The sequence below is a fragment of the Sphingomonas sp. UBA978 genome, assembly GCF_002292295.1.
In the GTDB taxonomy this organism is placed as follows: domain Bacteria; phylum Pseudomonadota; class Alphaproteobacteria; order Sphingomonadales; family Sphingomonadaceae; genus Sphingomonas.
Genome location: NZ_DBBS01000005.1, coordinates 152,187 through 172,871 on the forward strand (window position 1 = coordinate 152,187; position 20,685 = coordinate 172,871).

Genomic DNA, 20,685 nt, shown 5'->3' on the forward strand with positions numbered 1-20,685 from the left:
CCTTACCGGGGGAGGTTCAACACGAATGTCAGGAGAGCGGCGCGACCCGGCGGGGTGCGCGGTTTTCGTCGGTGGCGACGAAGATGAAGCGGGCCTGCGTCACCTTGCAGGCATCGTTGGCATGGCGGGCGCGGCGCCATGCCTCGACCTCGATCGTCATCGAAGTGTTGCCGACTGCGGTCAGCCGCGCATAGACCGACACTTCGTCGCCGACGAGGACGGGGGCGTGGAACTTCATCGCGTCGCAGGCGATCGTCACCGCCCGGCCGCCGGCATGGCGCGATGCGACCGATCCGGCGGCAAGGTCCATCTGCCCCATCAGCCAGCCGCCGAAGATGTCGCCATAGGGATTGGCGTCGGCAGGCATCGCGGTGACGCGGATCGTCGGTGCGACGTCGGGCAGGTCGGTCATGCGCGCCTCCGGTCGATCGCGCGGGCGCGGCGCAGCGGGCCGACGCCCATCAGCACCGTCGCCAGCATCGCCGCCGCACCGCACCACCAGATCACCTCATAGCCCAGCGGATAGGACCATGCCGCCGCCCAGGTCATCGCCGCGGCCGCGACCAGCCCGGCGACGATGTGCAGCAGTTCGACGGTTGTCCGCGCCACGCCTGCCTCAGGCGAGCATGCCGAGCGGCCGCTCGACCAGCGCCTTGAACACCTTCATCAGCTCGGCCCCGTCGGCCCCGTCGATCGCACGGTGATCGAAGCTGCCGGTCGCCGACATGACGGTCGCGACGGCCAGTTCGCCGTCGACGATATACGGCCGCTTCTCGCCGGCGCCGATCGCCATAATCATCCCCTGCGGCGGGTTGATGACCGCCTCGAACTGCTTGATGCCGAACATGCCCATGTTGCTGATCGACGCGGTGCCGCCCTGGAATTCCTCGGGCTTCAGCTTGTTCTCCTTGGCGCGGGCCGCGAGATCCTTCACCTCGTTGGAGATCGCCGACAGGCTCTTGGTGTCCGCACCGACGACGATCGGCGTGATGAGCCCCGACGGCGTCGACACCGCGACCGAAATGTCCGCGCGCTTGAAGCTGATGAGCTGGTCGGGCGTGAACATGACGTTGCACTTGGGCACCGCGATCAGCGCCTGCGCCAGCGCCTTCACCAGCATGTCGTTGACCGACAGCTTGACGCCGCGGCTTTCCAGCGACGCGTTGAGCTCGCCGCGCAGCTTCAGCAGCGCGTCGAGCTGGATATCCACCGTCAGGTAGATGTGCGGCACCGTCTGCTTCGATTCGGTCAGGCGGCGTGCGATCGTCTTGCGCATGTTGCTGAGCTTGGTCGCCTCATGCGGAATATCCGGCACGGCAGCGGGCTTGGCGGCGGGCGCAGGTGCGGCCGCGGCGGCCGGGGTCGATTCGCTCTTCGCAGCCGCCGGTGCGGCCGCGCCGGACTTCGCACCCTCGACGTCCGCCTTGACGATGCGACCGTTCGGGCCCGAACCGCTCAGGCCGGCGAGTTCGATGCCCTTTTCGGCGGCGATGCGGCGCGCCAGCGGGCTCGCCTTGACGCGCTCGCCCGACTTGGCAGGGGCCGGCGCCGCGCCGGCATCGGCGGGCTTGCCGTGATCCTCCGCCTCGGTGACGTCGCGCTGGGCGGGCTTCGCCTCGTCGCCGGTCGCGTTGGGGTCCTTCGGATCGGGACGGCCCTTGAATTCGGGATCGGCGGGCTCGGGCGTCTCGCTCTTCGCCGGCGCGCTGACAGAGGATGCGTCCTCGCCCTCTTCGGCCAGGATCGCGATCACCGCGCCGACCTTCACATTGTCCGTGCCTTCGGCGATCAGGATCTTGGCGATCACGCCCTCGTCCACCGCCTCGAATTCCATCGTCGCCTTGTCGGTCTCGATTTCGGCCATGATGTCACCGCTCTTGACGGTGTCGCCTTCCTTGACGAGCCACTTGGCGAGCGTACCCTCTTCCATCGTCGGCGACAGCGCGGGCATCTTGATCTCGATCGACATGCAGGTCCTCTTGCCTGGGGAGCAGGTCGCTCCCTTCGCGCCCTACGCGCGGGGGGTCAACCCTTGCGCGGGCTCAAGGCGCGGACCACGTAACGGAAAAGGGGCAAAACATGCGCATATACCTCGTGGTGGTCGACGACAGTCCGGAAGCGGAGATCGCGCTGCGCTTCGCTGCGCGCCGTGCGGTGAAGACCGGCGGCGGCGTCGAAATCCTGACCCTGATCCCGCCGCAGGAGTTCATCGCCTTCGGCGGCGTGCAGGCGACGATCGAGGAAGAGGCGCTGCTCCACGCCGAAGGGCTGGTGTCCGCCGCGGCGGGGACGCTGGTCAGCGAATCGGGGCTGAAGCCGTCGATCACCGTGCGGCAGGGCGACGGCCCCAAGATCATCCGCGAGATCATCGCCGCCAACCCGGACATCGCCGCGCTGGTGCTGGGCGCGGCACCGGCGGGATCGCCGGGCACGCTCGTCACCCATTTCGCCGGTTCGGACGCGGGCGCCCTGCCCGTCCCGGTGATGATTATCCCGGGATCGCTGACCCGCGAGGCGATCGACCGGCTGAGCTGATCCACAGCAGCCGCAGGGCGATGAAATCGTTTGCATTTTTGTGCTTGCGGATCGTATAATATGACATGTCCGCCAATCTCTTGCCGCCGATGCCCTACATCCGGGCGCTCGACCTGCTGACCCGCGCGCTCAGCACGCTGGACGACCTCGACGAGGGGATCGCCGCCGCGCAGCTGAGCGGGGTCATCGACCTGGTCGCGGCGCGGCTCGGCGACCAGAGTCGCTGTACGCATTGATCGGCTAAATCAGGGGCTTGAGCGGACGGGCGCGACGCGCCACACCGCCATGCCATGCTGATCCTCCCGCTCCTCGCCGCCGCTGCCGCCACCGCTGCGGCCCCCGCCCCCGATCCCGCCCGACTGAAGGCCAGCGTCACCGCGCTGGTCGGCTTCGGCACGCGGCACACTTTGTCGTCGACCACCGATCCGAAGCGCGGCATCGGCGCGGCGCGCAGCTGGGCGGCAAAGCAGTTCGAGGCGATCGGGCGCGACTGCGGCGGCTGCATCAAGGTCGAACGCATCAGCCGCAGCTTCACCGGCCCGCGCGCGCCCGATGGTGTGATGGTGGAGGACGTGCTCGGCATCCAGCGCGGCCGCGATCCCGACCGCGTCGTCATCATCGGCGGGCATATCGATAGCCGCGTCACCGACGTGATGGACGCGACCAGCGACGCACCGGGCGCCAACGACGATGCCTCCGGCGTCGCCCTCGTACTGGAAACGGCGCGGCTGCTGTCGAAGCGGCGTTTCGACGCGACGATCGTCTATGTCGCCTTCAGCGCCGAGGAGCAGGGGCTGTGGGGCGCCGAGCTGCTCGCCGACACCGCCGCGACGCGGGGCTGGACCGTCACCGCGATGCTCAACAACGACATTGTGGGAAATTCGATTGGCCAAGGCGGCGTCCGCGACCCGAACCGCGTCCGCGTCTTTTCGGAAGGCATCCGCGCGGCCGAGGATCTGCCCCAGCAGCAGCGTCGCCGCGGCGACGGCGGCGAGGATGACGGCCCCAGTCGCGCGCTCGCCAAGACGATCGATGGCATTGCGGACGCGATTCCCGGCGGCTTCGACGTGGTGATCGACCGGCGTCCGGACCGGTTCGGGCGCGGCGGCGACCACGAACCGTTCCTGAAGCGCGGCTATCCCGCAGTCCGGTTCTCGGTCGGTGCGGAAAATTGGGACGCACAGCATCAGAACCTGCGCACCGAGAACGGCACCGTCTTCGGCGACACGATCGACCGGATGGATTTCGCCTATCTCGCCAAGGTGACGGCGATCAATGCCGCGACGATCGCCCGCCTCGCCGCCGCACCCGCCGCGCCCGCAAGCGTCACGTTGGTCGGCGACCTGTCGCGCGATACCCGGGTCAGCTGGATGCCGGTACCGGGCGCCGCGGGCTATCGCATCCGCTGGCGCGCCAACGACGCCGCGTCGTGGAGCCAGTCGCGCGACGTACAGGGCAGCGACGCGGTCGTGCAGCAGGTGCCGGTGGACGACACGTTTTTCGCGGTGTCTGCGCTGGCGGCGGATGGTAGCGAGAGCCTGCCGACGTTCGGCGGACGGGCGGCGCGGCGTTAGTTGGGTCTGCGCGAGAATTGGTTCACGCGAAGACGCTAAGCCGCGAAGAACGGGATTCACGCGGAGACGCGGAGAAGAGGTTTTTGCGCGCAGAGGCGCGGAGGACGCAGAGACGATTTGACGCAGCGCAGCTGCTTCCTGTCAGGCCGCAGTGGTGAGCAAAGAATAAGATTGCCTGCGGCGCAACACCCTCTTCGGCTCTGCGGCTCTGCGCGAACCTCCCTCGCCTTTTCTTCTCCGCGCCTCCGCGTAAATCCCCTTCTTCGCGGCTTCGCGTGAACCCGAAACCTCCCGGCATTACAAAGATCAGTCCGCCGGCAACGCCCCGCCATTGCCCAGCCATTCCTCCAGCGTATCGGGGATGCTCCGCGCCGGCGGTGGTGGCGACGGCGCAGCGCGGCCGAAGCCTTCGGTCAGCAGCTTCGCGACGAGGCGGTCGCGCAGTTGGACCGAGCGTTCGCCGATCACCACCGCGATCAGCCGCCGGTCGCCGCGTTTGGCGGAAGCCGCCAGCGCAAAGCCGGCCTCGGCGGTATAGCCGGTCTTGAGGCCGTCCGCGCCCGGATAGGCGCCGAGCAGGTGGTTGTGGTTCTGCACCGTCCGCCCGCCCCAGCTGAAGCTGCGCGTCGCGAACACCGCGTAGCGCCGCGGATGGTCGCGTTGCAGCGCCAGCGACAGCCGCGCCATGTCCTGCGCGGTGGTCAGGTTGGCGCCGGGCAGGCCGGTCGAATTGGTGAAGGAGGTATCCTCGAGGCCGAGCGCGCGCGCCTTGGCGGTCATCATCCGTGCAAACCGGTCTTCCGTGCCGCCGACGGTTTCGGCCAGCGCGACCGCGACGTCGTTCGCCGACACCACGGCGACGGCGCGGATCGCCTGATCGACGGTCATCGTCGCACCCGGGCGCAGGCCGATCCGCGATGGCGGCTGGTTCGACGCATAGCGCGAGATCCGCACCGGATCGCCAAGCCGCAACGTTCCCGCATCGAGCGCGTCGAACGTCAGGAACAGCGTCATCATCTTGGTGAGCGAGGCGGGCCGGCGGACGATGCCGGCATTCTGCGCATAGAGGATGCTGCCGTCGCGCGCGTCCATGACGATCGCCGACACCGGCCGCGTCACCGCGTCCGCCGGCGCGATCGGCGCGGCCAGCCCCGCCAGCAGCATGGCGCCGCACCAGCGATGGAGGGCGCGGCGCGACAGCATCGTCATACCCGATGCGTCCGCGATTACTGCGGCGCCTGGTCGTTGGCCGGCGCCTCGTCGCGCGACACACGCGCGGTCATGCCGGTGGCGTCGGCATCCTCGATCATCTGCGCATCGGGCGCGACCGGGGCTTCCGGCGGCACGTCGATCGCGGCGGTGTTCGCGTCCACTGTCGGCGGCAGCGACTCCGTCGGTTCGGCGGAGGGCAATGCATCAGGCGTCGCCTCGTCCATCGGCGCCTGCTCCGTCATATTCTCGTCGAGCGGCTGTTCGGGCTCGGAGCGCGAACAGGCCGCCAGCAGCAGCAATCCCGCGGCCAGCGCCGCCCAGGTCTTCATCTTACGCATACGCATCACCTCCCCTTTCACCGTGCCGCGACCATCTGGCTCGCCGAGCGCGCCTCGATCTTCGCCGCCAATGTTGCATCCCATCCATAGGGATCGTCACGGAAATTCATCTGGCCGCTGCCGCTGGCGAAGGCGGTCCAGTAGAGCAAATAGACCGACACCGGCTTCACCAGCCGCGCCCGCACGGTATCGCCCTTGTCGACGGTCGCCGCGATCGCCTCCGGCGTCCAGGCGGGATCGCCCTTCAGCAGCAGCTGCGCAAGATCGGCGGGCTTTTCCAGCCGGACGCAGCCGTGGCTGGCGAGCCGGCTAAAGCTCGCGAACTTGGCCCGCGACGGCGTATCGTGGAGGTAGACCGAAAAGGCGTTGTCGAAGTCGAACTTGTAACGGCCGAGCGCGCTCTGGTCGCCGGCCTTCTGTTGCAGGCGGGTGCCGTCGATGACGCGGAAGCCGTTGCGGCGGAAATAGCCGGGGCTCTTCTTTTCCTTCGGCCACAGCTCCTTGGTCGCGATCGAGGTCGGCACGTTCCACGGCGGGTTGATGACGACGCTGTGGATGGTCGAGGAGAGCATCGGCGTCTCATCGCCCGGCCGGCCCGTGACCGCGCGCATCGACATCACCGGCTGGTCGCCGTCGAACACGGTCAGCACCGCGGCGGCGATGTTCACCTGGATGCGGTCGCGCGGCAGGTCCTGCGGCAGCCAGCGCCAGCGCTCCATATTGGCCATGATCTGCCGCACCCGCGCCTGGGCCGGCACGTTGAGCGCCGCCAGCGTCTGCGTCGACACGGTGCCGGTGGGGTTAAGGCCGTAGCGACGCTGCGCACGGCGGACCGATTCGAGCAGTTTCGTGTCGAAACCGCCGGTGGCGGCGACGTCGGTGTCCTCGACCGCCAGCCGCTTGCGCAGCGCGAGCACGCGCGCTCCGCTCGCACCCATGCCGAGGTCCGGCCCGGCAGCGAGTGCCGGCCAGCCGCCGGCGGCGGCGATGCTGCGATAGCGTTCCAGCCCCGCCTTCAGCCCGTCATAACCCGAATAGGGCGGCGGCAGCGCGGCGAACCATGCGGCGATCCGGTCGCGGCGCACCGCATCGGCGAAGCCGGGCAGCGGATCGAAGGTCGGCGGGCGCAAGCCCCAGTCGCGCTGGAAGTCCGCCTCCGCCAGCCGCCCGGCATGGACCGCTCGGGCATGGTCGAGCGCGTCGCGCACCAGCCGGTCGCGGGCGGCGGCGTCCATCGGCTGCGGCGCGGCGAGGCTGAGCCCCTGCGCCAGCGTGTCGCGCGAAAGCAATGCCGCGAGCTGCGTCGCCTGCGCGTCGGTCAATTGCGGCAGCGGGATCGTCGGGACGACCACCGGCGGCGCCACGACCGCCGACGGCGGCACCGGAACCGGCACCACCTGCGCCGTCGCCGGCATCGCCGGCAGGAGCATGGCGGCCATCGCCACCGTCGCTATGGTTCGTGTCATGCTGTTCCCCTGGACGGCCCCGCTCGAAGCGCCGGGCCATCGCACCGTTCACCTCGCTCTAGGCTGAACGGACCGGTGCTGACTACCTTTGCGAACAGGATTTTTTGGCCTCAATAGCCCGCATAGTCGCTGAACTTGGTGATCGTCGGGTCGAACTTTAGCACCACCTTGCCGGTCGCGCCGTGGCGCTGTTTGGCGACGATCATCTCGGCGAGGCCATAGACTCTTTCCATGTCGCTCGCCCATTTGGCGTGATCCTCGAACACCTTGGCCTCGTCGCCTTCCATCGGGCGCTTCGGTTCGCGCTGCGCGGTGTAATAATCCTCGCGAAACACGAACCAGACCATGTCCGCGTCCTGCTCGATCGAGCCCGATTCGCGCAGGTCGGACAGCATCGGCCGCTTGTCCTCGCGGCTTTCGACCGCGCGGCTGAGCTGCGACAGCGCCAGCACCGGCACGTTCATGTCCTTGGCCAACGTCTTGAGCCCGCGCGAGATTTCCGAAATCTCCTGCACGCGATTCTCCTTCGATCCCTTGCCGCCGCTGGTCAGCAGCTGGAGATAGTCGACCACGACCAGCCCGATCTGGTTGTTGTGGCGGCGCTGCAGGCGGCGGACGCGGGTGTGGAGCGCGCTGATCGACAGGCCGCCGGTGTCGTCGATGAACAGCGGCAGATTCTCGAGTTCCGCCGCCGCGGCGGCAAGCTGGCCGAATTCGGCCTTGCTGATCTTGCCCATGCGCAGGCTTTCGGAGCTGATCTGCGACTGTTCGGCTAGGATACGCGTCGCCAGCTGGTCGGCGCTCATTTCGAGGCTGAAGAAGACGACCTTCGCCCCCACCGATTCGCTGGGCGGAATGCCGTCGGCCATGTCGCGCATCCAGCGGCGCGCGGCGTTGAAGGCGATATTCGTGGCGAGCGACGTCTTGCCCATGCCCGGACGGCCGGCGAGGATCATGAGATCGGAATGGTGCATGCCGCCGATCTTGGCATTGACGCTATCGAGGCCGGTGGTGACGCCCGACAGATTGCCGCCCGAGTTGAGCGCGCGCTCGGCCATCTTGACCGCCATCGTCGTCGCCTGCGCAAAGCTCTTGGTGGCATTCTCCGCGCCGCCGTCGCCGGCGACCTTGTAGAGTTCCTCCTCCGCCGCCTCTATCTGCGCGCGCGGATTGACCTCTTCGGAGGTGTCCATCGCGCGTTCGACCAGCGTCCGCCCGACGCTGACCAGCGCGCGCAGCATGGCGAGGTCGTAGATCTGCGTCGCGAACTGGCGCGCGCCGATCAGCCCCGCGCCAGACCCGGTCAGGCTGGCGAGATAGGACGGCCCGCCCAGTTCGCGCATGCCCTCGTCGGCCTCGAACATCGGCCGCAGCGTCACCGGCGTCGCCAGCATGTCGTTGGCGCGCAGCGTCTTGATCGCGGCGAAAATGCGGGCGTGGACGGGTTCGTAGAAATGCACCGGCTCCAGCCGGTCGACCAGATCGTCGGCGAGTCGGTTGTCGATCATCATCGCGCCGAGCATCGCCGCTTCGGCCTCGACGTTGCGGGGCAATTGCATGGGTTCGGCGGGGACCGCCGGAGTCGGGAATGCGAGTGTGGCCATGCGCCAGCTTCTATCCGAAAATTCGACGCGCGACACGATTTGTCGGATCGGTTCAACCCGACTATCTGGCCCTATGGCCGACCCGCGGATCATCGACATCACCCTCGACGAGCACAGCATCGGCTGGCGCTCGGCCGACGTCGAGCAGGAACGGCGGATCGCGATCTTCGACCTACTGGAGGGCAATCACTTCGCACCGCAGCGCCAGCATGCCGACGGCTATGCGGGGCCGTACCGGATCAAGCTCGAATCGGCGGAGGGGCGGCTCGGCATCCACATCCACCGCGAGGACGACAGCCATCTGGAGACGCTGGTGCTGGCGCTTGGGCGCTTCCGCCGGTCGATCAAGGACTATTTCGCGATTTGCGACAGCTATTATCAGGCGATACGCGCCTCCACCCCGCAACAGATCGAGACCGTCGATATGGCACGCCGTGCCGTCCACAATGATGCCGCAGACCTGCTGCGCGAACGGCTGGAGGGCAAGATCGACGTCGATTTCGACACCGCGCGCCGGCTGTTCACGCTGATCTGCGTGCTGCACCTGCGCGGCTGATGGCCTACGGACTGTTCAAGGCGGCGGGCGTACTCGTCGGCGCCGGGCTGCTCGGCATCGCCGGCTGGAGCTTCGCGACCGGCTGGCATCCCGCGCCGAGCCAATATCCGTTGCAGGGCATCGACTTGGGCGAGAATCCCGGCGCGATCGAATGGGGGACGGTGCGTGCGCGCGGCGCCGATTTCGCCTATCTGGTCGCGACGTCGGGCGCCGACCGCCGCGATCCGGGGTTCGAGGCGAACTGGGCCGCGGTGCCCGAGGCGGGGCTGCGGCGCGGCGCGGTGCATCTGTTCTCTTTGTGCCAGCTGGCGGCCGATCAGGCGAATGCGTTCAATGCGTTCGTGCCCCGCACCGATGATGCTTTGCCCATGGCGGTCGACGTCAGCTATCGCGGCGATTGCACCGCGCGGCCCGACCGCAACGTGCTCGCCGACGAAGTGCGCACCTTCATCCAGATGGTCGAGACGCATACCCGCAAGCCGGTGTTGCTGCGCATCACCAAGGCGGTGGACAAGGATTACCAATTGTCCGCCGCGATCGACCGGCCGGTCTGGGCGATCGGCAATCTCTTCCCGCCGAGCTATGCCGCGCGGCCGTGGCGGATGTGGCGCGCTAGCGACATCCGCCGCATCGACGGCATCGAAGGCCCCGTCAACTGGAACGTCGTAGCGCCATGACCGAAGACTCCACCCGCCTGATCCATGCCGCGCGCGAGGCGGCGACGCGCGCGCATGCGCCCTATTCGCGCTTCGCGGTCGGCGCCGCGCTGCTGATGACCGACGGCAGCCTCGTCACCGGCGCGAACGTCGAAAATGCCAGCTACGGCCTGTCGCTCTGCGCCGAGACGGTGGCGATCGCCACCGCCAGCGCGGCGGGGCGGCTGCGCGAGGTGGTCGCGGTCGGCGTGATCGGCGGCGCGATGGACGCCGACGGCCGCGCTACCGGCACTACCCCGGTCAGCCCGTGCGGCCGCTGCCGACAGGTGCTCAACGAGGCCGCGCAGCTCGGCGGCCGCGACATCGCCGTCTATTGCGGCGCGGCGGAGGGCGACGCGGTGGCTAGCTACCGGCTGTCGGAGCTGCTGCCACAAGCGTTCGGACCGGCGGATCTGGGCATCGGCTGACGCGGCAACCATGCGTTTACGCGTGCCGCTCTGGATTGCCGCGTCGCTGCGCTCCTCGCAATGACGATTCAGGGCGGCGGGCGGAGGTCTTTGCCGCCGTCCGTCGTCGCGAGCGGAGGGACGCCATCCAGAGCATCGCGCTTGCCGCTCTGGATTGCCGCGTCGCTACGCTCCTCGCAATGACGATTCGGGGCAGCGGGCGGAGGTCTTTTCCACCGTCCGTCGTTGCGAGCGGAGCGAAGCAACCCAGAGCCACACGCGGACCGCTCTAGATTGCCGCGTCCCTACGCTCCTCGCAATGACGATTCAAACCTGCGTCAGTGCGCTGCGCCGGATTGCCATGGTCAATTGCACCGGCAGGTCGGGGCCGGACGCCAGACGCGCTTCGTCTTGGTCCGCGCGCGCGGCTTGCGGGTGTAGGTGACGGCGTCCTCGTAGATTTCGGTCGTCGTGGTGGTCACGACCGGTGCGCTCTGCACCACGACCGTCGTGGTCGACGCGCCGGGGTAGAAATAGCCGCCGCGATAATAGCCGCCGGCGCCGCTGGTGGTGGTGACCGTCGTCGTGCCGTCCGCCGAGCGCCAGCTTTGCCCGCCCGGCACATAGCCGACCGGTGGCGGCGGGGCGCGGTCCGGTGCGACCGGCACCGCATGGCCGCGGTCGTAGACCGGCGGCGGTGGCGGGGCGCGGCGATCCTCCGCCCTGTCGATCGCATAGCCGGCGGCGGCACCGACGCCCGCGCCGATCAGCGTCCCGCCGAGGCGATTGCCGCGGCCGGCGATCAGATTGCCGGCGACGCCGCCGACGGCCGCACCCGCCACCGCCCCGCCGACGCCGTCGTCGCGCCGGTAGTCGCGATCCTCGTAACCCCGATCGTCGTAACCCCGGTCGTCATAGCCGCGGTCGTCATAACCACCATCGGCGTAGACGCGGTCGTCGCCACGGTCATAGCCGTCGTCATACCGGTCCCAGTCGATGCCGTCGCGCGTGTCGTAGACCGAGCCGCGCGCGTCGACGAGCACCGCATCGTCGTAATAGCGCACCCAGTTATAGCCGGCGGACGGCTGCGTCAGGCCATAGGACTGCCAGTCGCTGATATAGAAGCGCGGGGCGACCCAATAGGTCGGCAGCGCATAGCCGCGATACGGCCGGCGATAGGCGCTCCAGCCGCCGGGGGCGTTGGCCCCGCCCCACCAGCGGCCGCCGACCTTGCTGCCCCAGCGCGGCTGGCCGGGGTGAACCATCGGGGGCCGGCCGTTGCCGTTCCAGCCGACGGGCCGGCCGGGCTGCACCGTCGGGCGCTGGCCGGGATAGCCGCCGCGCTGCCAAGTCTGCGGCTGCCATGGTCCACGGGGCTGGATCGCCGGCGTCGGTGCGATGCCCTGCCGCGGGGCCGGATAGCCCGCGCCCGGACTCATCCCGCCGGGGCCATGCGCGACGACGCGCTGCTGCGCATCGGCACCGCCGGCCCCAGCCAGCGCCAGCCCTGCGGTCGCGATTAACCAGGTCCGCATCGTCTTCTCCCTGTTCCGGCGCGCGCCCCCTCGCGCCGACGGTTAACATCGTGTTGACGATTGGCTTATCACTTGGTTCCTGGAGTCGCCAGCGGACCGCTGTCCCCTTTTGGATCAGCCGAGCCGCGTCGCCAGCAGAGCCGCAAGTGCCTCGCAACCCACGGCATCCTCCGCGTCGAAGCGCGCCGGTTCGGGGCTGTCGAGGTCGAGCACGCCGATCAGCATGTCGCCGCGGACGATCGGCACGACCAGTTCCGACCGGCTTGCCGCATCGCAGGCGATATGGCCGGGAAAGGCGTGGACGTCCTCGACCAATTGCGTCGTGCGGGTCGCCGCGGCGGCGCCGCAGACGCCCTTGCCGACCGGGATGCGGATACAGGCCGCCTTGCCCTGGAACGGCCCCAGCACCAGCTCGTCACCGACCAGCCGATAGAAGCCGGCCCAGTTGAGGTCGGGCAGATATTGCCAGACCAGCGCCGAGGCATTCGCCATATTGGCGATTCCGTCGGGTTCGTCCGCGGTCAGCGCGTCGAGTGCGGACAACAGGTCGCGGTACAGGTCGGCCTTCGAGCCGGCGGAGATATCGAACTGGTACATGGCGGGCGATGTAGGCGCGGCGCCCGGCTCAATCCAGCCGCACCTTGCCGCGCCCGGCCTTGACCGTGCTGCGCCCCTTCTTCTCGTCGACGCGGCGTGCCTTCGCCGACCGGCTCGGCTTGGTCGGGCGGCGCTTCTTGGGGACGATCGTCGATTCCTGGATCAGCGCGACCAGCCGCTCGCGCACCTCGCGCCGGTTCATCTCCTGCGAGCGCGATCCGTCGCCGCGCAGCGTCAGCACGCCGTCCTTGCTCAGCCGCGATCCGGCGAGCACGCTCATCCGCTGCTTGACCATGTCGGGCAGGCTGGGCGAGCCCCAGACGTCGAAGCGCAGCATCACCGCGCTGTCGGTGGTGTTGATGTGCTGGCCGCCGGGACCGGACGCCCGGGTGAAGCTCTCCTCGATCTCGCGGTCGTCGATCGCGATCGATCGCGTCACCTGGATCAGCGGCATGCGCGCGCCGCTCCGGTCACGCCGCCTCGGCGGCCGATGCGATCCCCGGCCAGTCCCCGAAGCGCGCCGGCAGCGGCGCCTCGGCGACGATCGGGTCCTTGTTGGCGCGCGGTATCGTGAGCGCGGCGGCGTGCAGCATCATGCCGCCGGGTTCGCCGGCGCCGTAATGCGGATCGCCGAGCACGGGCAGCCCCAGCCCGGTGGCGGCATGGACGCGGATCTGGTGCGTGCGCCCGGTCGCCGGGCGGAACTCGACCAGCGCATGGCCATCGCGCGTCGCGACGACGCGCCATGCGGTGCTCGCCGCCTTGCCGTTCGGATCGGCGACGATCCGCCAGCCCTCCTCGCGCGTGCTGACCTTGCCGAGCGCGAGGTCGATCACGCCCTCCGCCTCCGCCGGCACACCGGCGAGGATGGCGAGATAGCGCTTTTCCACCGCGCCGCGCTCGAACGCCTGCTGGAAGCGGGCATGCGCCTTGGGGTTGCGCGACAGCAGCAGGCAGCCGCTGGTGTCGCGGTCGAGCCGGTGCACCGCGGTCGGCCAGCGCTGGAAGCCGAACTTCAGCGAATCGAGGTGGTTTTCCAGACTGAGGGAGCCGTCGCGCGGCTTGTCGACCGGCAAGCCCGCGGGCTTGTCGATGACCAGAGCCTCGCCGTCGATGAACAATACGCGGTCGCCATGCATGCGAAACGCCTTGCCACTCCCCGCCCCTTCGCGCCAGAGCCGTTGCATGCGCCGCGTCCTCCCCCTGCTGCTCGCCGCGATCCTCGCCACGCCCGTCGACGCGCAGCTGTGTGCCGGGGCCACCGCGAGCATGGCGAGCGACGGCCGCGTCTACGGCCATCTACCCTATGGCGATGCCGCCCCGTCCGATCTGGTCCCCGCGCCCGCCGGCTTCGCGCTCAACGCCTGCATGGTCCGGCGCGACATGATCCCCGACCTCGAACGCCTGCTCGCCGCCGCGCAGGGCGATGCGGCGGTGATCGGACAGCTCCGCGGCCTCTCCTGCCACCGGTCGATCATCCGCCAGGCCAACGTCTTCTGCCGCGAACATCCCGACACAAGCGGCAACCCCGACGCGACGCGTGCGATCTCGGTCGCGCCGCCGGGGCATAGCGAGCATTCGACCGGCTATGCGATCGACTTCGCCGTCCGCCCGGCCAACGGCTGTCCCGATGCGGAGGCGTGCATGGCGGCGACCCCGGCTGCGCGCTGGCTGGTGGCGAACGCGCCGCGCTTCGGCTTCGAGATGTCGTTTCCCGGCGGCAACCGCCAGACCGTGAAGTGGGAACCGTGGCATTGGCGCTGGGTCGGGGCGAACGCAAGCGCCCCCGGCGCCGCCCGCGCGCGGTTCCTGTTCGCCCGGGCGCGCGATCAGTTTCCCGCCGATCCGGCGGTCGACCGGGTCGTCGTCACGGTCGCGTCGGTGACGCCGGTGGTGTATGTGGCGGTGCCGCCATGGACGGAACCGAAGAAGAGGCGGCGGCGCAGATAAGGAGCCGGACGATGTTCATGGACTTCAGCGAGCAGCCGCCCCCGCCCCGCTGGGAGCCTTCACCCCGCCGCCCGCCGCTCACGCCGCGCGAACGCACGGCGGTGACGGCGATCCTGCTGTTCAACGTGGCGATGCTGGTCTGCGGCCCGCTCGCCGGCGTGACATTGTTTCAGGCGATCCCGGCGCTGTTCCGGTAATTACCGTCGGATATACCTGAAATACCACATTTCAGGCATATGTAAGTGCGAATTGGCAGGGATGCCTTGGTTTTTTGCGAGTCCACGGGTGCCAGCAAACCTTCTAGCAATCACCGGGTAATCATGGTGAGCTGTTTGGCACATCTCTGTTCGTAAGAACCAGGCGAGCAGTTAAGCCAAGTCCACCCTCCTGCTGAGTTGGGAGCCATGGACTCTGTCACCGGCTCGAAATAGCGTCATCACACAGGGGAGATGGGTGTGGTTGATCGTTACGACCGTTGGTGCTTGTTCTACGATCTGGAGATCTTGTCATCCCCCTCGCAAGGACCGGCGTATGATCTCGTTGGGCTCGTCCCCCTCCTGCAGCACCGTATTGAGCGAAACCTCAGCGTTAAAACAATCGATCGAGACAGGAGGATCCTTCGGATCGCGCAAGCGAGAGCGCTGGACGTTGGGGGGGCTCCCTGTTTGAGTATGGTTATGACCTTGGGCAATAAGACCGCCGCCGATCCATCATTCATTGATTTTGACGTCGGGACTGCTCGCGATGCTGACCGACAGCCACATGAGGCAAAAGGCGCCAGCGCACATTGCATTCTTCGCACAACAACAACGCCGGGTCATCCTGGCCGATATTTGATGATGCTTGAACAGACCACGGGTTTGGGACGCACGACCGTCGAGCGGCTGCTGAATAGCGAGTTTGCTACAATCGCGAGCGATCGCGGGGACAATTTTATCAGCCCGGCGACTGGCCGGCCGGTTTCGGTTCGCCCCGTGGCCCACATGAGTGGCCATAAGTCGAACCAAATGGAAGAGGCTTTGAGAACGGGAACTTTCGCGCCGATCGAACTGATAGATAGCACGCCCGATCACACGTTCGACGAACCCGGCGTCTTCAGACCGAAGCGTAGGATGTTGCGCGTGGAGCTGGTCGCCCCTCCCGGTGAGCGTCGCGCTGCGCTTGAAGTTCTAAGCGCGCGCGCGCGCGAAGCCGGTTATCAGCGGATGCGAATTAATTGGCGGCCTGCCGGAGCGACGAGGAACAGCGATAGCGAGATCGACACGGATTTGGACGACATTGGCGAGGCGATGTTCACTAAGCGCGAGCTAATTCACGTCGAGGCTGGTATGTCGGAATGCAGCCATACGCTACGCGGTGATTTTATCACGGCCATGGCTGAACGGTTTAGCTAGTTCACCGCGAGGAGGAAAAGTTGCTGCTGGCCCCGCTTCGCTACCTTCGAATCCAACACTCAGTTAAGTGGCGTTGGGACGCTTGGATGCCGTTGGCTGGAGCGACAGCGCTAACGGCCGTGCTACGCCTATGGCCCGCGATTCCCTCTCCATTTTCCGCCACAGGATACATCGCCGGTTTGCAGCCGATGTACGCGATCCTTGGTGGATTTTTCATAGCCGCCCTTACACTCCTCACGACGGCACAAACCACCGCCCTACGGCAACCGCTGGCAGGATACCCGGCTCCGATGGTAGCTGGCGAGTCCACCCCTCTCATCCGGCAGCGTTTTCTATGCCTGCTGTTTGGCTACTTGTCTTTCTCAGTGTTCGGCCTTTACCTCCTCGGTTTCGGTGCGATCCTATGTGCTCCAGGTCTCCGCCTTATGGTTGGAGGCGCCACTCGGGCATGGCTCGGGACGTTCTTCCTGTTCGGCTACAACTTCTGGCTAGCGCACACCGCAGTCGCCACGCTGGTTGGCCTCTACTATTTCACTGATAGGTTGCAGCGGCCTGATGTGGAATTTGCTCCGCCCCACCCGGCGCGTGCTGACTAGCCTATTCAGTCTGCGCAGTTCGCACTAACCCACGGGTGACCGTTCTCGACCATCGGTGTTAGCGGCAATAATCAAGATCAGATGGCATGTCCGATCTTACTGGCGGGAACCAACGGTGAGGCTCACGCTGGTTCTAGACGACCAGAGAGGCTGAAGAACCTAGCCAACTCGCGGGCAGCATCCTCGGAGACGAATTTTGCCAAGACTTCGCCAAAGCCGGTCGGGGATTGCCTATCAACCGAAACTAGATAAATTCCAGCACCATCGACCATAGGGCTATCGGCAGCGGCTTCGGCTTCGGCTGCGGTTATCTCGCCTATCACAAGACTGAGTCGGTTCGTGCTATGTGCGACCGCCTGAAAACTCATATTAATTTCCCACGCGAGAGGCCGACGATGAGTGTGAATCAGCCCGAACTCTCTGTCAACAAACTCGCCGAGTACATCGTCAGCAAGGGAGCCCGCCAACGAAAATTGCTTCGTGACCGGAAGTATCCCGATCCTGATTTTCAAATGGGCATGTTCCACAGAGAGGCAAGCGAATCGGTCCGGAAATACGTTGCGGATGGGTGCGTCGATGCGGTCCCGATCGAGAATCAGATCGCCGCGCTGAAGCAGCAGTCCCCCGGTAAAATCGGCACGATTCGACGTATCAATGCCAACATCGACGCGCTTGAGCGCTTTCTGGATATGCTGGACGATCTTGCGATCGATGGCGAGCCAGAGTTGGGAAGCCACGTCGCAGAAAAGGTCACGATCCACGGTGTTAAGATCAGCGTACGACCCGAGATTGTGGTGCGTGGCACCGGGCCGAAGGGCAAGAAACTCGTGGGCGCAATCAAGCTGCATTTCACTAAATCGTTTCCCATGACCGCTGAATCGGCGGGCTATGTTTCCGCCGTCGTGCAGGAATTCTGCAGAACACATTTACTTGGGCCCGATGAGGCCGTTTTTTCCGACTATTGCAAGGTGATCGATGTGGGGTGCGGAAAGGTGTTTCCGGGCGTGAAAGCAACGACTGCGCGGATGAAGGACGTTTCAGCCGAATGTGAGAATATTGCCGGGCTATGGCCGACCATCTGAGCGCCGGCATCAGCTCACGAACATCGCCTCAACGATCGCCTGCATCAGGACACCCCGAGGCACCGGCACGCTGACCGACGTATAGCCGGGGTTCTCCGCCCGCCGCTGACCATACAGCCCGATCCACGAGCGCCCATGCTGCCGCCAAGCCCGCTGTAGCGCCGGCACCGGCAGGAGGACGCATGTCGCTGCGGGCGCGTGGGCGTAGGCGATGAAGTCGCACGCCAATGGCTTCTGCACCCAACCAGGTGATTGCCGCGCCTCATCCGACCACCGCTCCAGCAGCACGTCCGGCCAGTCCTGAGTCCTGATCTTTTCATCGACCGTATAGGTCCGACCGCACGACAGCGTCAGCAGCCGGTCTATCCCCCCGCGCTGAGCCCACCCGTCATGCTCCACAGCAACCGCGGACATCAACGTCGGGAAGGCGCGGCGATAAATCGGGATCCACCAGTCCGGCCCGTACTGCGCCGCGAGGTCGTGGCTGTCCTTGAACCGGTGGACACGCCCGAAGCCCGCCACCCGCGATCTGCGGGCGACGGGCCGATGTTGCAACGGCCGGGCTGATGCCGGCTGCCACGTGGCGGGGCTATTCGTATGCTTTCTCCTGTCGGTGATGATGGTCGTCTTCACCGGGATCGCTGACGGGGCAACCGGGGTATCCCAGCCAGTTGGCGCTATGATCGACGAAGTCGTCTTCCCCGCCGGTGCCGTCCAATTCGTCGCCGTTCGCCTCGACAAGATCGCCGTCGAGTTCGTCCATGCGGTCGATCAGCCGTTCGGTCAGGCGCGACAATTCGGCCCGGGGGAGCGACGGGATAGCGGCGAGCAGTTGCCCGGCTGTCACTACGTCATCACCGCGAAGCCACCGGCGGCGTTGACGACGCGGCCAAGGCGAGCCGGTGCGATGTCCAGTGCGAGGCGCTGGGTGCATCATGCCCATCGTCATGCCTCCCCGTTCTGACGGCGCTCGATCGTGACCCGAACCGCCTCCGCACGATCAGGGTGGCCCACGATCTGCGCCATCAGCGGCGTCAGCTCGTCTGCCGGGCATTGCTCGACGACCAGCCACAGTTTTCGGCCGGATGCGAGGGCATAGCCGCCGCCGATCTTGACGAGGTCGTGCAGCCAGGCGGTGGGGTTGAATGTGGAGGGCGTCGTCATCGTCGCAGGGCGCGTTTGTAAAAGCGGGTTCATGCCGCACCTCGCAACGCCTTGATCGCACGCAGCGCCATGATGGTGGAAAGCTCCGGCTCGTCGGCGTTGGCCATCAGCCAATCCACATCCTCGCGGTCCATCGCGTCGTTCTCGGTACGATAGACAAGATCGCCGGTAAGGCTGAGCCACATCCGGATCTCAGCTACCCGCGGCCCCGTCTCGTCACTGTCGCGGATGATGTGCTCGGCCCGCTTCAGGCGATGCCAGATCGGATGATCGCCCTCGTCATAGTCGTCGTTCGTTGCCGCGTTGATCGCGCGGCGGATCGCCTTCCATTCCGCGAAGGCTAATTCGACTTCGCCACGGACCGGCGGCGGGGTAGCGCCGACCATCAAGGGGGCCAGAGCGAGGCTTGTGCCAGAGAGCATCGCGCGGCGTGTGGTTTCGATTTTCATGCTCATGCCTCCGCTCGCAGGGCATCCACCGCGATCTTGCGCAGCGTCGGAATGTCGATCTCGCAGCCCTCCAGATAGTCGAGCAATGCGTTGATCTTCACGCCGACGGCGGCGCGATCTGGCGCGGGCAGGGCGGCAAGGTGACGCACTGCGGCCCCCTCCTGATCAACTGCCGTATCCATGGCTTCATCCGAGGCGCCGCCCGGCACGGCATTGAGACGTGCAACCTCGTCATGGGCGGCGTTCCACGCTGCCACCGCCTTGGTCCATTCGGTGTTAGCGGCAACCGCTGTGACGGAGGCTGCTACGGCGGGAGCGATCAGGGTTACGCTGGCCAAGCAAGCGCCCCCGATCAGCATGCGGCGGGTGGTGTACGTCGTCATCGGATCAGCCCTCCAGTCCAGCGATGCGGCGGGCATCGGCATGCAGTTCTTCCAGCCAGTCCATGCCGTCGCCCAGCTCGTGCTCGACCAAGAAAGCGATCTTGGCGGCAAGGTCGAAAGCAGTGCTGACGGGGTGCTGGCCTACGTCGTACTGCGCAGCGCAACATTCGCTGGTCAGCTCGTCGCTGCGTTTACCGGCGGCGGCACAACCGGTGTCCCGCCTTATGCGATTGGAGGCGCGCTCTCGACGCAGTTGGGCAGCGGCAAGCGTGCGTGCGTGAACCAGACCGGCGCCGGTCATGTCCTTGCCTTCGCGGGCCATGTCCACGATCGAGCGGGCGATTGCGACGGTGCTGGGCTTCTCGGTCGACCAGACGACATGTCCGCCGGTGATGCTCGGACCGGCGTGGACGGTCGTATGGGGCAGCGCCTCGATAGCAGCGTCCGCCTTGTCTTTGGCGGGAAAGTATACGTCGCGGTTGTGCAGTTCTAGCACGAGCGACGCTTGCGCAGCCTTGTCCAGTAGCGCGGCGAGGTCCGGCGAAAGGGTTGCAGCCGTGGCAGGGGTGGCACCGCAAGAGGCGATGACGATGGCCGGGAGCGCCGCGGCGCTCCCGATGATGTGACGACGGTTGAGCATGGATCAGCCCTCCATCTTCGCGGCAAGGGCGGCTTCGCATGCCGTGTCGATGGCGTCGGTGACGCTGGCGGACTGGCAGTGCAGCGCGAAGACGGCATAGGCCGGGTCACCCTCGGCATGGTACAGGTCAAGCGCCCGCTGGCCGTGTTCGTCGCGGATCGCGGTCAGCGCATCAACGCGGTAGCCGATGTAGCGGAAGCCCTCGCCATATCCGTAGGAGTGATAGGCGCGGTGCCATTCGCCGTGCGGCATCAGAGCGGCGCAGGAGGCGAGCAGCAGCTTGGCGCGGCGGTCGTCCGTCCAGCTGCGAAGATTGTCGTTCGCGTGCGCGGTCGCGGCGATCACCGCCGGGCTGGCGACGGCAGGGTCCATGATGATAAGGGGCGCGGTAGCCATAGCTTGATCCTTGTACGATCGGTTGCGGTCAGGCCCGGCAGCGGTGTTGGTTGCACCCTGCTGGGCTGTTCCCGTTGGTATCGGGTAACGTTGAGCGTTATGGTAGCTGTTG

At 66.9% G+C, this 20,685-nt stretch carries 28 protein-coding genes; 10 read left to right on the forward strand and 18 right to left on the reverse strand.

Translation table 11 applies throughout. The features are described 5' to 3' along the window. Window positions 1–28: 28 nt before the first annotated feature. From B2515_RS02250 to B2515_RS02260, 3 genes are read right to left on the reverse strand one after another with little or no spacing between them, the layout of a single operon-like run. The gene (locus tag B2515_RS02250) at window positions 29–412 is read right to left on the reverse strand and encodes an acyl-CoA thioesterase (RefSeq protein WP_293873140.1); all 384 of its coding nucleotides are present in this window, start codon (window positions 410–412) and stop codon (window positions 29–31) included. Continuing rightward, window positions 409–609 (reverse strand): hypothetical protein, encoded by a 201-nt coding sequence (locus B2515_RS02255; protein ID WP_293873142.1) that lies wholly within the window; start codon window positions 607–609, stop codon window positions 409–411. The genes B2515_RS02250 and B2515_RS02255 overlap by 4 nt, the downstream gene beginning before the upstream one ends. A 7-nt stretch (window positions 610–616) precedes the next feature. Then, window positions 617–1,969: a pyruvate dehydrogenase complex dihydrolipoamide acetyltransferase gene (locus B2515_RS02260; protein ID WP_293873144.1), complete on the reverse strand. Its 1,353-nt coding sequence runs from the start codon at window positions 1,967–1,969 to the stop codon at window positions 617–619. A 110-nt stretch (window positions 1,970–2,079) separates the two neighbouring features. On the opposite strand from B2515_RS02260, the gene B2515_RS02265 reads away from it, so the two are divergent. From B2515_RS02265 to B2515_RS02275, 3 genes are all read left to right on the forward strand, one after another. Then, window positions 2,080–2,535, forward strand: coding sequence for a universal stress protein (locus B2515_RS02265; RefSeq protein WP_293873146.1), 456 nt, complete (start codon window positions 2,080–2,082; stop codon window positions 2,533–2,535). Between the two features lie 65 nt (window positions 2,536–2,600). After that, the gene (locus B2515_RS02270; protein WP_293873148.1) at window positions 2,601–2,771 is read left to right on the forward strand and encodes a hypothetical protein; all 171 of its coding nucleotides are present in this window, start codon (window positions 2,601–2,603) and stop codon (window positions 2,769–2,771) included. 54 nt (window positions 2,772–2,825) lie between these two features. Further along, complete coding sequence (locus tag B2515_RS02275) at window positions 2,826–4,109, forward strand: M20/M25/M40 family metallo-hydrolase (protein WP_293873150.1); 1,284 nt, start codon at window positions 2,826–2,828, stop codon at window positions 4,107–4,109. A 306-nt stretch (window positions 4,110–4,415) separates the two neighbouring features. On the opposite strand, the gene B2515_RS02280 is transcribed toward B2515_RS02275, so the two are convergent. From B2515_RS02280 to B2515_RS02295, 4 genes are all read right to left on the reverse strand, one after another. Continuing rightward, window positions 4,416–5,318 (reverse strand): D-alanyl-D-alanine carboxypeptidase family protein, encoded by a 903-nt coding sequence (locus tag B2515_RS02280; RefSeq protein ID WP_293873152.1) that lies wholly within the window; start codon window positions 5,316–5,318, stop codon window positions 4,416–4,418. Window positions 5,319–5,335: 17 nt separating this feature from the next. After that, window positions 5,336–5,665, reverse strand: a complete 330-nt coding sequence (locus B2515_RS02285) for a hypothetical protein (RefSeq protein ID WP_293873154.1) — start codon at window positions 5,663–5,665, stop codon at window positions 5,336–5,338. Between the two features lie 11 nt (window positions 5,666–5,676). After that, entirely contained in the window at window positions 5,677–7,098 is a 1,422-nt protein-coding gene (locus B2515_RS02290) for a L,D-transpeptidase family protein (protein WP_293873156.1), read from the reverse strand. 137 nt (window positions 7,099–7,235) lie between these two features. Next, window positions 7,236–8,729 (reverse strand): replicative DNA helicase, encoded by a 1,494-nt coding sequence (locus tag B2515_RS02295; RefSeq protein WP_293873158.1) that lies wholly within the window; start codon window positions 8,727–8,729, stop codon window positions 7,236–7,238. Window positions 8,730–8,802: 73 nt separating this feature from the next. Between B2515_RS02295 and B2515_RS02300 the strand changes: the two genes are divergently transcribed. From B2515_RS02300 to B2515_RS02310, 3 genes are read left to right on the forward strand one after another with little or no spacing between them, the layout of a single operon-like run. Beyond that, window positions 8,803–9,285, forward strand: coding sequence for a UPF0262 family protein (locus B2515_RS02300; RefSeq protein WP_293873160.1), 483 nt, complete (start codon window positions 8,803–8,805; stop codon window positions 9,283–9,285). Beyond that, window positions 9,285–9,962, forward strand: coding sequence for a GH25 family lysozyme (locus B2515_RS02305; protein WP_293873162.1), 678 nt, complete (start codon window positions 9,285–9,287; stop codon window positions 9,960–9,962). Before B2515_RS02300 ends, B2515_RS02305 begins: the two co-directional genes overlap by 1 nt. Further along, complete coding sequence (locus tag B2515_RS02310; RefSeq protein ID WP_293873164.1) at window positions 9,959–10,408, forward strand: cytidine deaminase; 450 nt, start codon at window positions 9,959–9,961, stop codon at window positions 10,406–10,408. Before B2515_RS02305 ends, B2515_RS02310 begins: the two co-directional genes overlap by 4 nt. A gap of 344 nt (window positions 10,409–10,752) precedes the next feature. Here B2515_RS02310 and B2515_RS02315 read toward each other — a convergent pair whose 3' ends face one another. From B2515_RS02315 to B2515_RS02330, 4 genes are all read right to left on the reverse strand, one after another. Further along, window positions 10,753–11,922: an RcnB family protein gene (locus B2515_RS02315; RefSeq protein ID WP_293873166.1), complete on the reverse strand. Its 1,170-nt coding sequence runs from the start codon at window positions 11,920–11,922 to the stop codon at window positions 10,753–10,755. Window positions 11,923–12,036: 114 nt separating this feature from the next. Continuing rightward, window positions 12,037–12,519: a GAF domain-containing protein gene (locus tag B2515_RS02320; RefSeq protein ID WP_293873169.1), complete on the reverse strand. Its 483-nt coding sequence runs from the start codon at window positions 12,517–12,519 to the stop codon at window positions 12,037–12,039. A gap of 28 nt (window positions 12,520–12,547) precedes the next feature. Then, window positions 12,548–12,973 carry an alternative ribosome rescue aminoacyl-tRNA hydrolase ArfB gene (gene arfB / locus B2515_RS02325; protein ID WP_293873170.1) on the reverse strand — a complete coding sequence of 142 codons (426 nt, stop codon included), beginning with the start codon at window positions 12,971–12,973 and terminating at the stop codon, window positions 12,548–12,550. Window positions 12,974–12,989: 16 nt separating this feature from the next. Further along, a complete protein-coding gene (locus B2515_RS02330) occupies window positions 12,990–13,658 on the reverse strand; it encodes an RluA family pseudouridine synthase (protein ID WP_293873517.1) in 669 nt (222 codons plus the stop codon). Window positions 13,659–13,704: 46 nt separating this feature from the next. Here B2515_RS02330 and B2515_RS02335 point away from each other — a divergent pair, with 46 nt between their 5' ends. From B2515_RS02335 to B2515_RS02350, 4 genes are all read left to right on the forward strand, one after another. Further along, on the forward strand, window positions 13,705–14,469 hold the full coding sequence (locus B2515_RS02335) for a M15 family metallopeptidase (protein ID WP_293873171.1): 765 nt from the start codon (window positions 13,705–13,707) through the stop codon (window positions 14,467–14,469). A gap of 11 nt (window positions 14,470–14,480) precedes the next feature. Further along, entirely contained in the window at window positions 14,481–14,666 is a 186-nt protein-coding gene (locus B2515_RS02340; protein ID WP_293873173.1) for a hypothetical protein, read from the forward strand. 486 nt (window positions 14,667–15,152) lie between these two features. After that, on the forward strand, window positions 15,153–15,863 hold the full coding sequence (locus tag B2515_RS02345; protein ID WP_293873176.1) for a hypothetical protein: 711 nt from the start codon (window positions 15,153–15,155) through the stop codon (window positions 15,861–15,863). Window positions 15,864–16,854: 991 nt separating this feature from the next. Then, window positions 16,855–17,541, forward strand: coding sequence for a hypothetical protein (locus B2515_RS02350; RefSeq protein WP_293873179.1), 687 nt, complete (start codon window positions 16,855–16,857; stop codon window positions 17,539–17,541). Between the two features lie 9 nt (window positions 17,542–17,550). On the opposite strand, the gene B2515_RS02355 is transcribed toward B2515_RS02350, so the two are convergent. The 7 genes from B2515_RS02355 to B2515_RS02385 form a co-directional block, all read right to left on the reverse strand. Beyond that, window positions 17,551–18,174 (reverse strand): hypothetical protein, encoded by a 624-nt coding sequence (locus B2515_RS02355; RefSeq protein WP_293873182.1) that lies wholly within the window; start codon window positions 18,172–18,174, stop codon window positions 17,551–17,553. Further along, window positions 18,131–18,337, reverse strand: coding sequence for a hypothetical protein (locus B2515_RS02360; RefSeq protein WP_293873185.1), 207 nt, complete (start codon window positions 18,335–18,337; stop codon window positions 18,131–18,133). Before B2515_RS02360 ends, B2515_RS02355 begins: the two co-directional genes overlap by 44 nt. A gap of 149 nt (window positions 18,338–18,486) precedes the next feature. Continuing rightward, complete coding sequence (locus B2515_RS02365; protein WP_293873188.1) at window positions 18,487–18,738, reverse strand: hypothetical protein; 252 nt, start codon at window positions 18,736–18,738, stop codon at window positions 18,487–18,489. Continuing rightward, the gene (locus B2515_RS02370; protein WP_293873191.1) at window positions 18,735–19,154 is read right to left on the reverse strand and encodes a hypothetical protein; all 420 of its coding nucleotides are present in this window, start codon (window positions 19,152–19,154) and stop codon (window positions 18,735–18,737) included. Before B2515_RS02370 ends, B2515_RS02365 begins: the two co-directional genes overlap by 4 nt. 2 nt (window positions 19,155–19,156) lie before the next feature. Next, window positions 19,157–19,537: a hypothetical protein gene (locus tag B2515_RS02375; RefSeq protein WP_293873194.1), complete on the reverse strand. Its 381-nt coding sequence runs from the start codon at window positions 19,535–19,537 to the stop codon at window positions 19,157–19,159. 4 nt (window positions 19,538–19,541) lie between these two features. Further along, window positions 19,542–20,177 (reverse strand): hypothetical protein, encoded by a 636-nt coding sequence (locus B2515_RS02380; RefSeq protein ID WP_293873196.1) that lies wholly within the window; start codon window positions 20,175–20,177, stop codon window positions 19,542–19,544. A 3-nt stretch (window positions 20,178–20,180) separates the two neighbouring features. After that, window positions 20,181–20,573 (reverse strand): hypothetical protein, encoded by a 393-nt coding sequence (locus tag B2515_RS02385; RefSeq protein WP_293873198.1) that lies wholly within the window; start codon window positions 20,571–20,573, stop codon window positions 20,181–20,183. Window positions 20,574–20,685: the final 112 nt, after the last annotated feature.

Excerpts from the sequence above, each read along its gene's own strand:
- B2515_RS02275 (WP_293873150.1), top strand. The coding sequence starts at position 2,826 with ATGCTGATCCTCCCGCTCCTCGCCGCCGCTGCCGCCACCGCTGCGGCC.
- B2515_RS02295 (WP_293873158.1), bottom strand. The coding sequence starts at position 8,729 with ATGGCCACACTCGCATTCCCGACTCCGGCGGTCCCCGCCGAACCCATG.
- B2515_RS02250 (WP_293873140.1), bottom strand. The coding sequence starts at position 412 with ATGACCGACCTGCCCGACGTCGCACCGACGATCCGCGTCACCGCGATG.
- B2515_RS02330 (WP_293873517.1), bottom strand. The coding sequence starts at position 13,658 with ATGCATGGCGACCGCGTATTGTTCATCGACGGCGAGGCTCTGGTCATC.
- B2515_RS02320 (WP_293873169.1), bottom strand. The coding sequence starts at position 12,519 with ATGTACCAGTTCGATATCTCCGCCGGCTCGAAGGCCGACCTGTACCGC.
- B2515_RS02380 (WP_293873196.1), bottom strand. The coding sequence starts at position 20,177 with ATGCTCAACCGTCGTCACATCATCGGGAGCGCCGCGGCGCTCCCGGCC.
- arfB (WP_293873170.1), bottom strand. The coding sequence starts at position 12,973 with ATGCCGCTGATCCAGGTGACGCGATCGATCGCGATCGACGACCGCGAG.
- B2515_RS02340 (WP_293873173.1), top strand. The coding sequence starts at position 14,481 with ATGTTCATGGACTTCAGCGAGCAGCCGCCCCCGCCCCGCTGGGAGCCT.
- B2515_RS02305 (WP_293873162.1), top strand. The coding sequence starts at position 9,285 with ATGGCCTACGGACTGTTCAAGGCGGCGGGCGTACTCGTCGGCGCCGGG.
- B2515_RS02365 (WP_293873188.1), bottom strand. The coding sequence starts at position 18,738 with ATGAACCCGCTTTTACAAACGCGCCCTGCGACGATGACGACGCCCTCC.
- B2515_RS02375 (WP_293873194.1), bottom strand. The coding sequence starts at position 19,537 with ATGACGACGTACACCACCCGCCGCATGCTGATCGGGGGCGCTTGCTTG.
- B2515_RS02350 (WP_293873179.1), top strand. The coding sequence starts at position 16,855 with ATGAGTGTGAATCAGCCCGAACTCTCTGTCAACAAACTCGCCGAGTAC.
- B2515_RS02385 (WP_293873198.1), bottom strand. The coding sequence starts at position 20,573 with ATGGCTACCGCGCCCCTTATCATCATGGACCCTGCCGTCGCCAGCCCG.
- B2515_RS02290 (WP_293873156.1), bottom strand. The coding sequence starts at position 7,098 with ATGGCCGCCATGCTCCTGCCGGCGATGCCGGCGACGGCGCAGGTGGTG.
- B2515_RS02370 (WP_293873191.1), bottom strand. The coding sequence starts at position 19,154 with ATGAAAATCGAAACCACACGCCGCGCGATGCTCTCTGGCACAAGCCTC.
- B2515_RS02285 (WP_293873154.1), bottom strand. The coding sequence starts at position 5,665 with ATGCGTATGCGTAAGATGAAGACCTGGGCGGCGCTGGCCGCGGGATTG.
- B2515_RS02260 (WP_293873144.1), bottom strand. The coding sequence starts at position 1,969 with ATGTCGATCGAGATCAAGATGCCCGCGCTGTCGCCGACGATGGAAGAG.
- B2515_RS02270 (WP_293873148.1), top strand. The coding sequence starts at position 2,601 with ATGTCCGCCAATCTCTTGCCGCCGATGCCCTACATCCGGGCGCTCGAC.
- B2515_RS02310 (WP_293873164.1), top strand. The coding sequence starts at position 9,959 with ATGACCGAAGACTCCACCCGCCTGATCCATGCCGCGCGCGAGGCGGCG.
- B2515_RS02315 (WP_293873166.1), bottom strand. The coding sequence starts at position 11,922 with ATGCGGACCTGGTTAATCGCGACCGCAGGGCTGGCGCTGGCTGGGGCC.
- B2515_RS02300 (WP_293873160.1), top strand. The coding sequence starts at position 8,803 with ATGGCCGACCCGCGGATCATCGACATCACCCTCGACGAGCACAGCATC.
- B2515_RS02335 (WP_293873171.1), top strand. The coding sequence starts at position 13,705 with ATGCGCCGCGTCCTCCCCCTGCTGCTCGCCGCGATCCTCGCCACGCCC.
- B2515_RS02280 (WP_293873152.1), bottom strand. The coding sequence starts at position 5,318 with ATGACGATGCTGTCGCGCCGCGCCCTCCATCGCTGGTGCGGCGCCATG.
- B2515_RS02265 (WP_293873146.1), top strand. The coding sequence starts at position 2,080 with ATGCGCATATACCTCGTGGTGGTCGACGACAGTCCGGAAGCGGAGATC.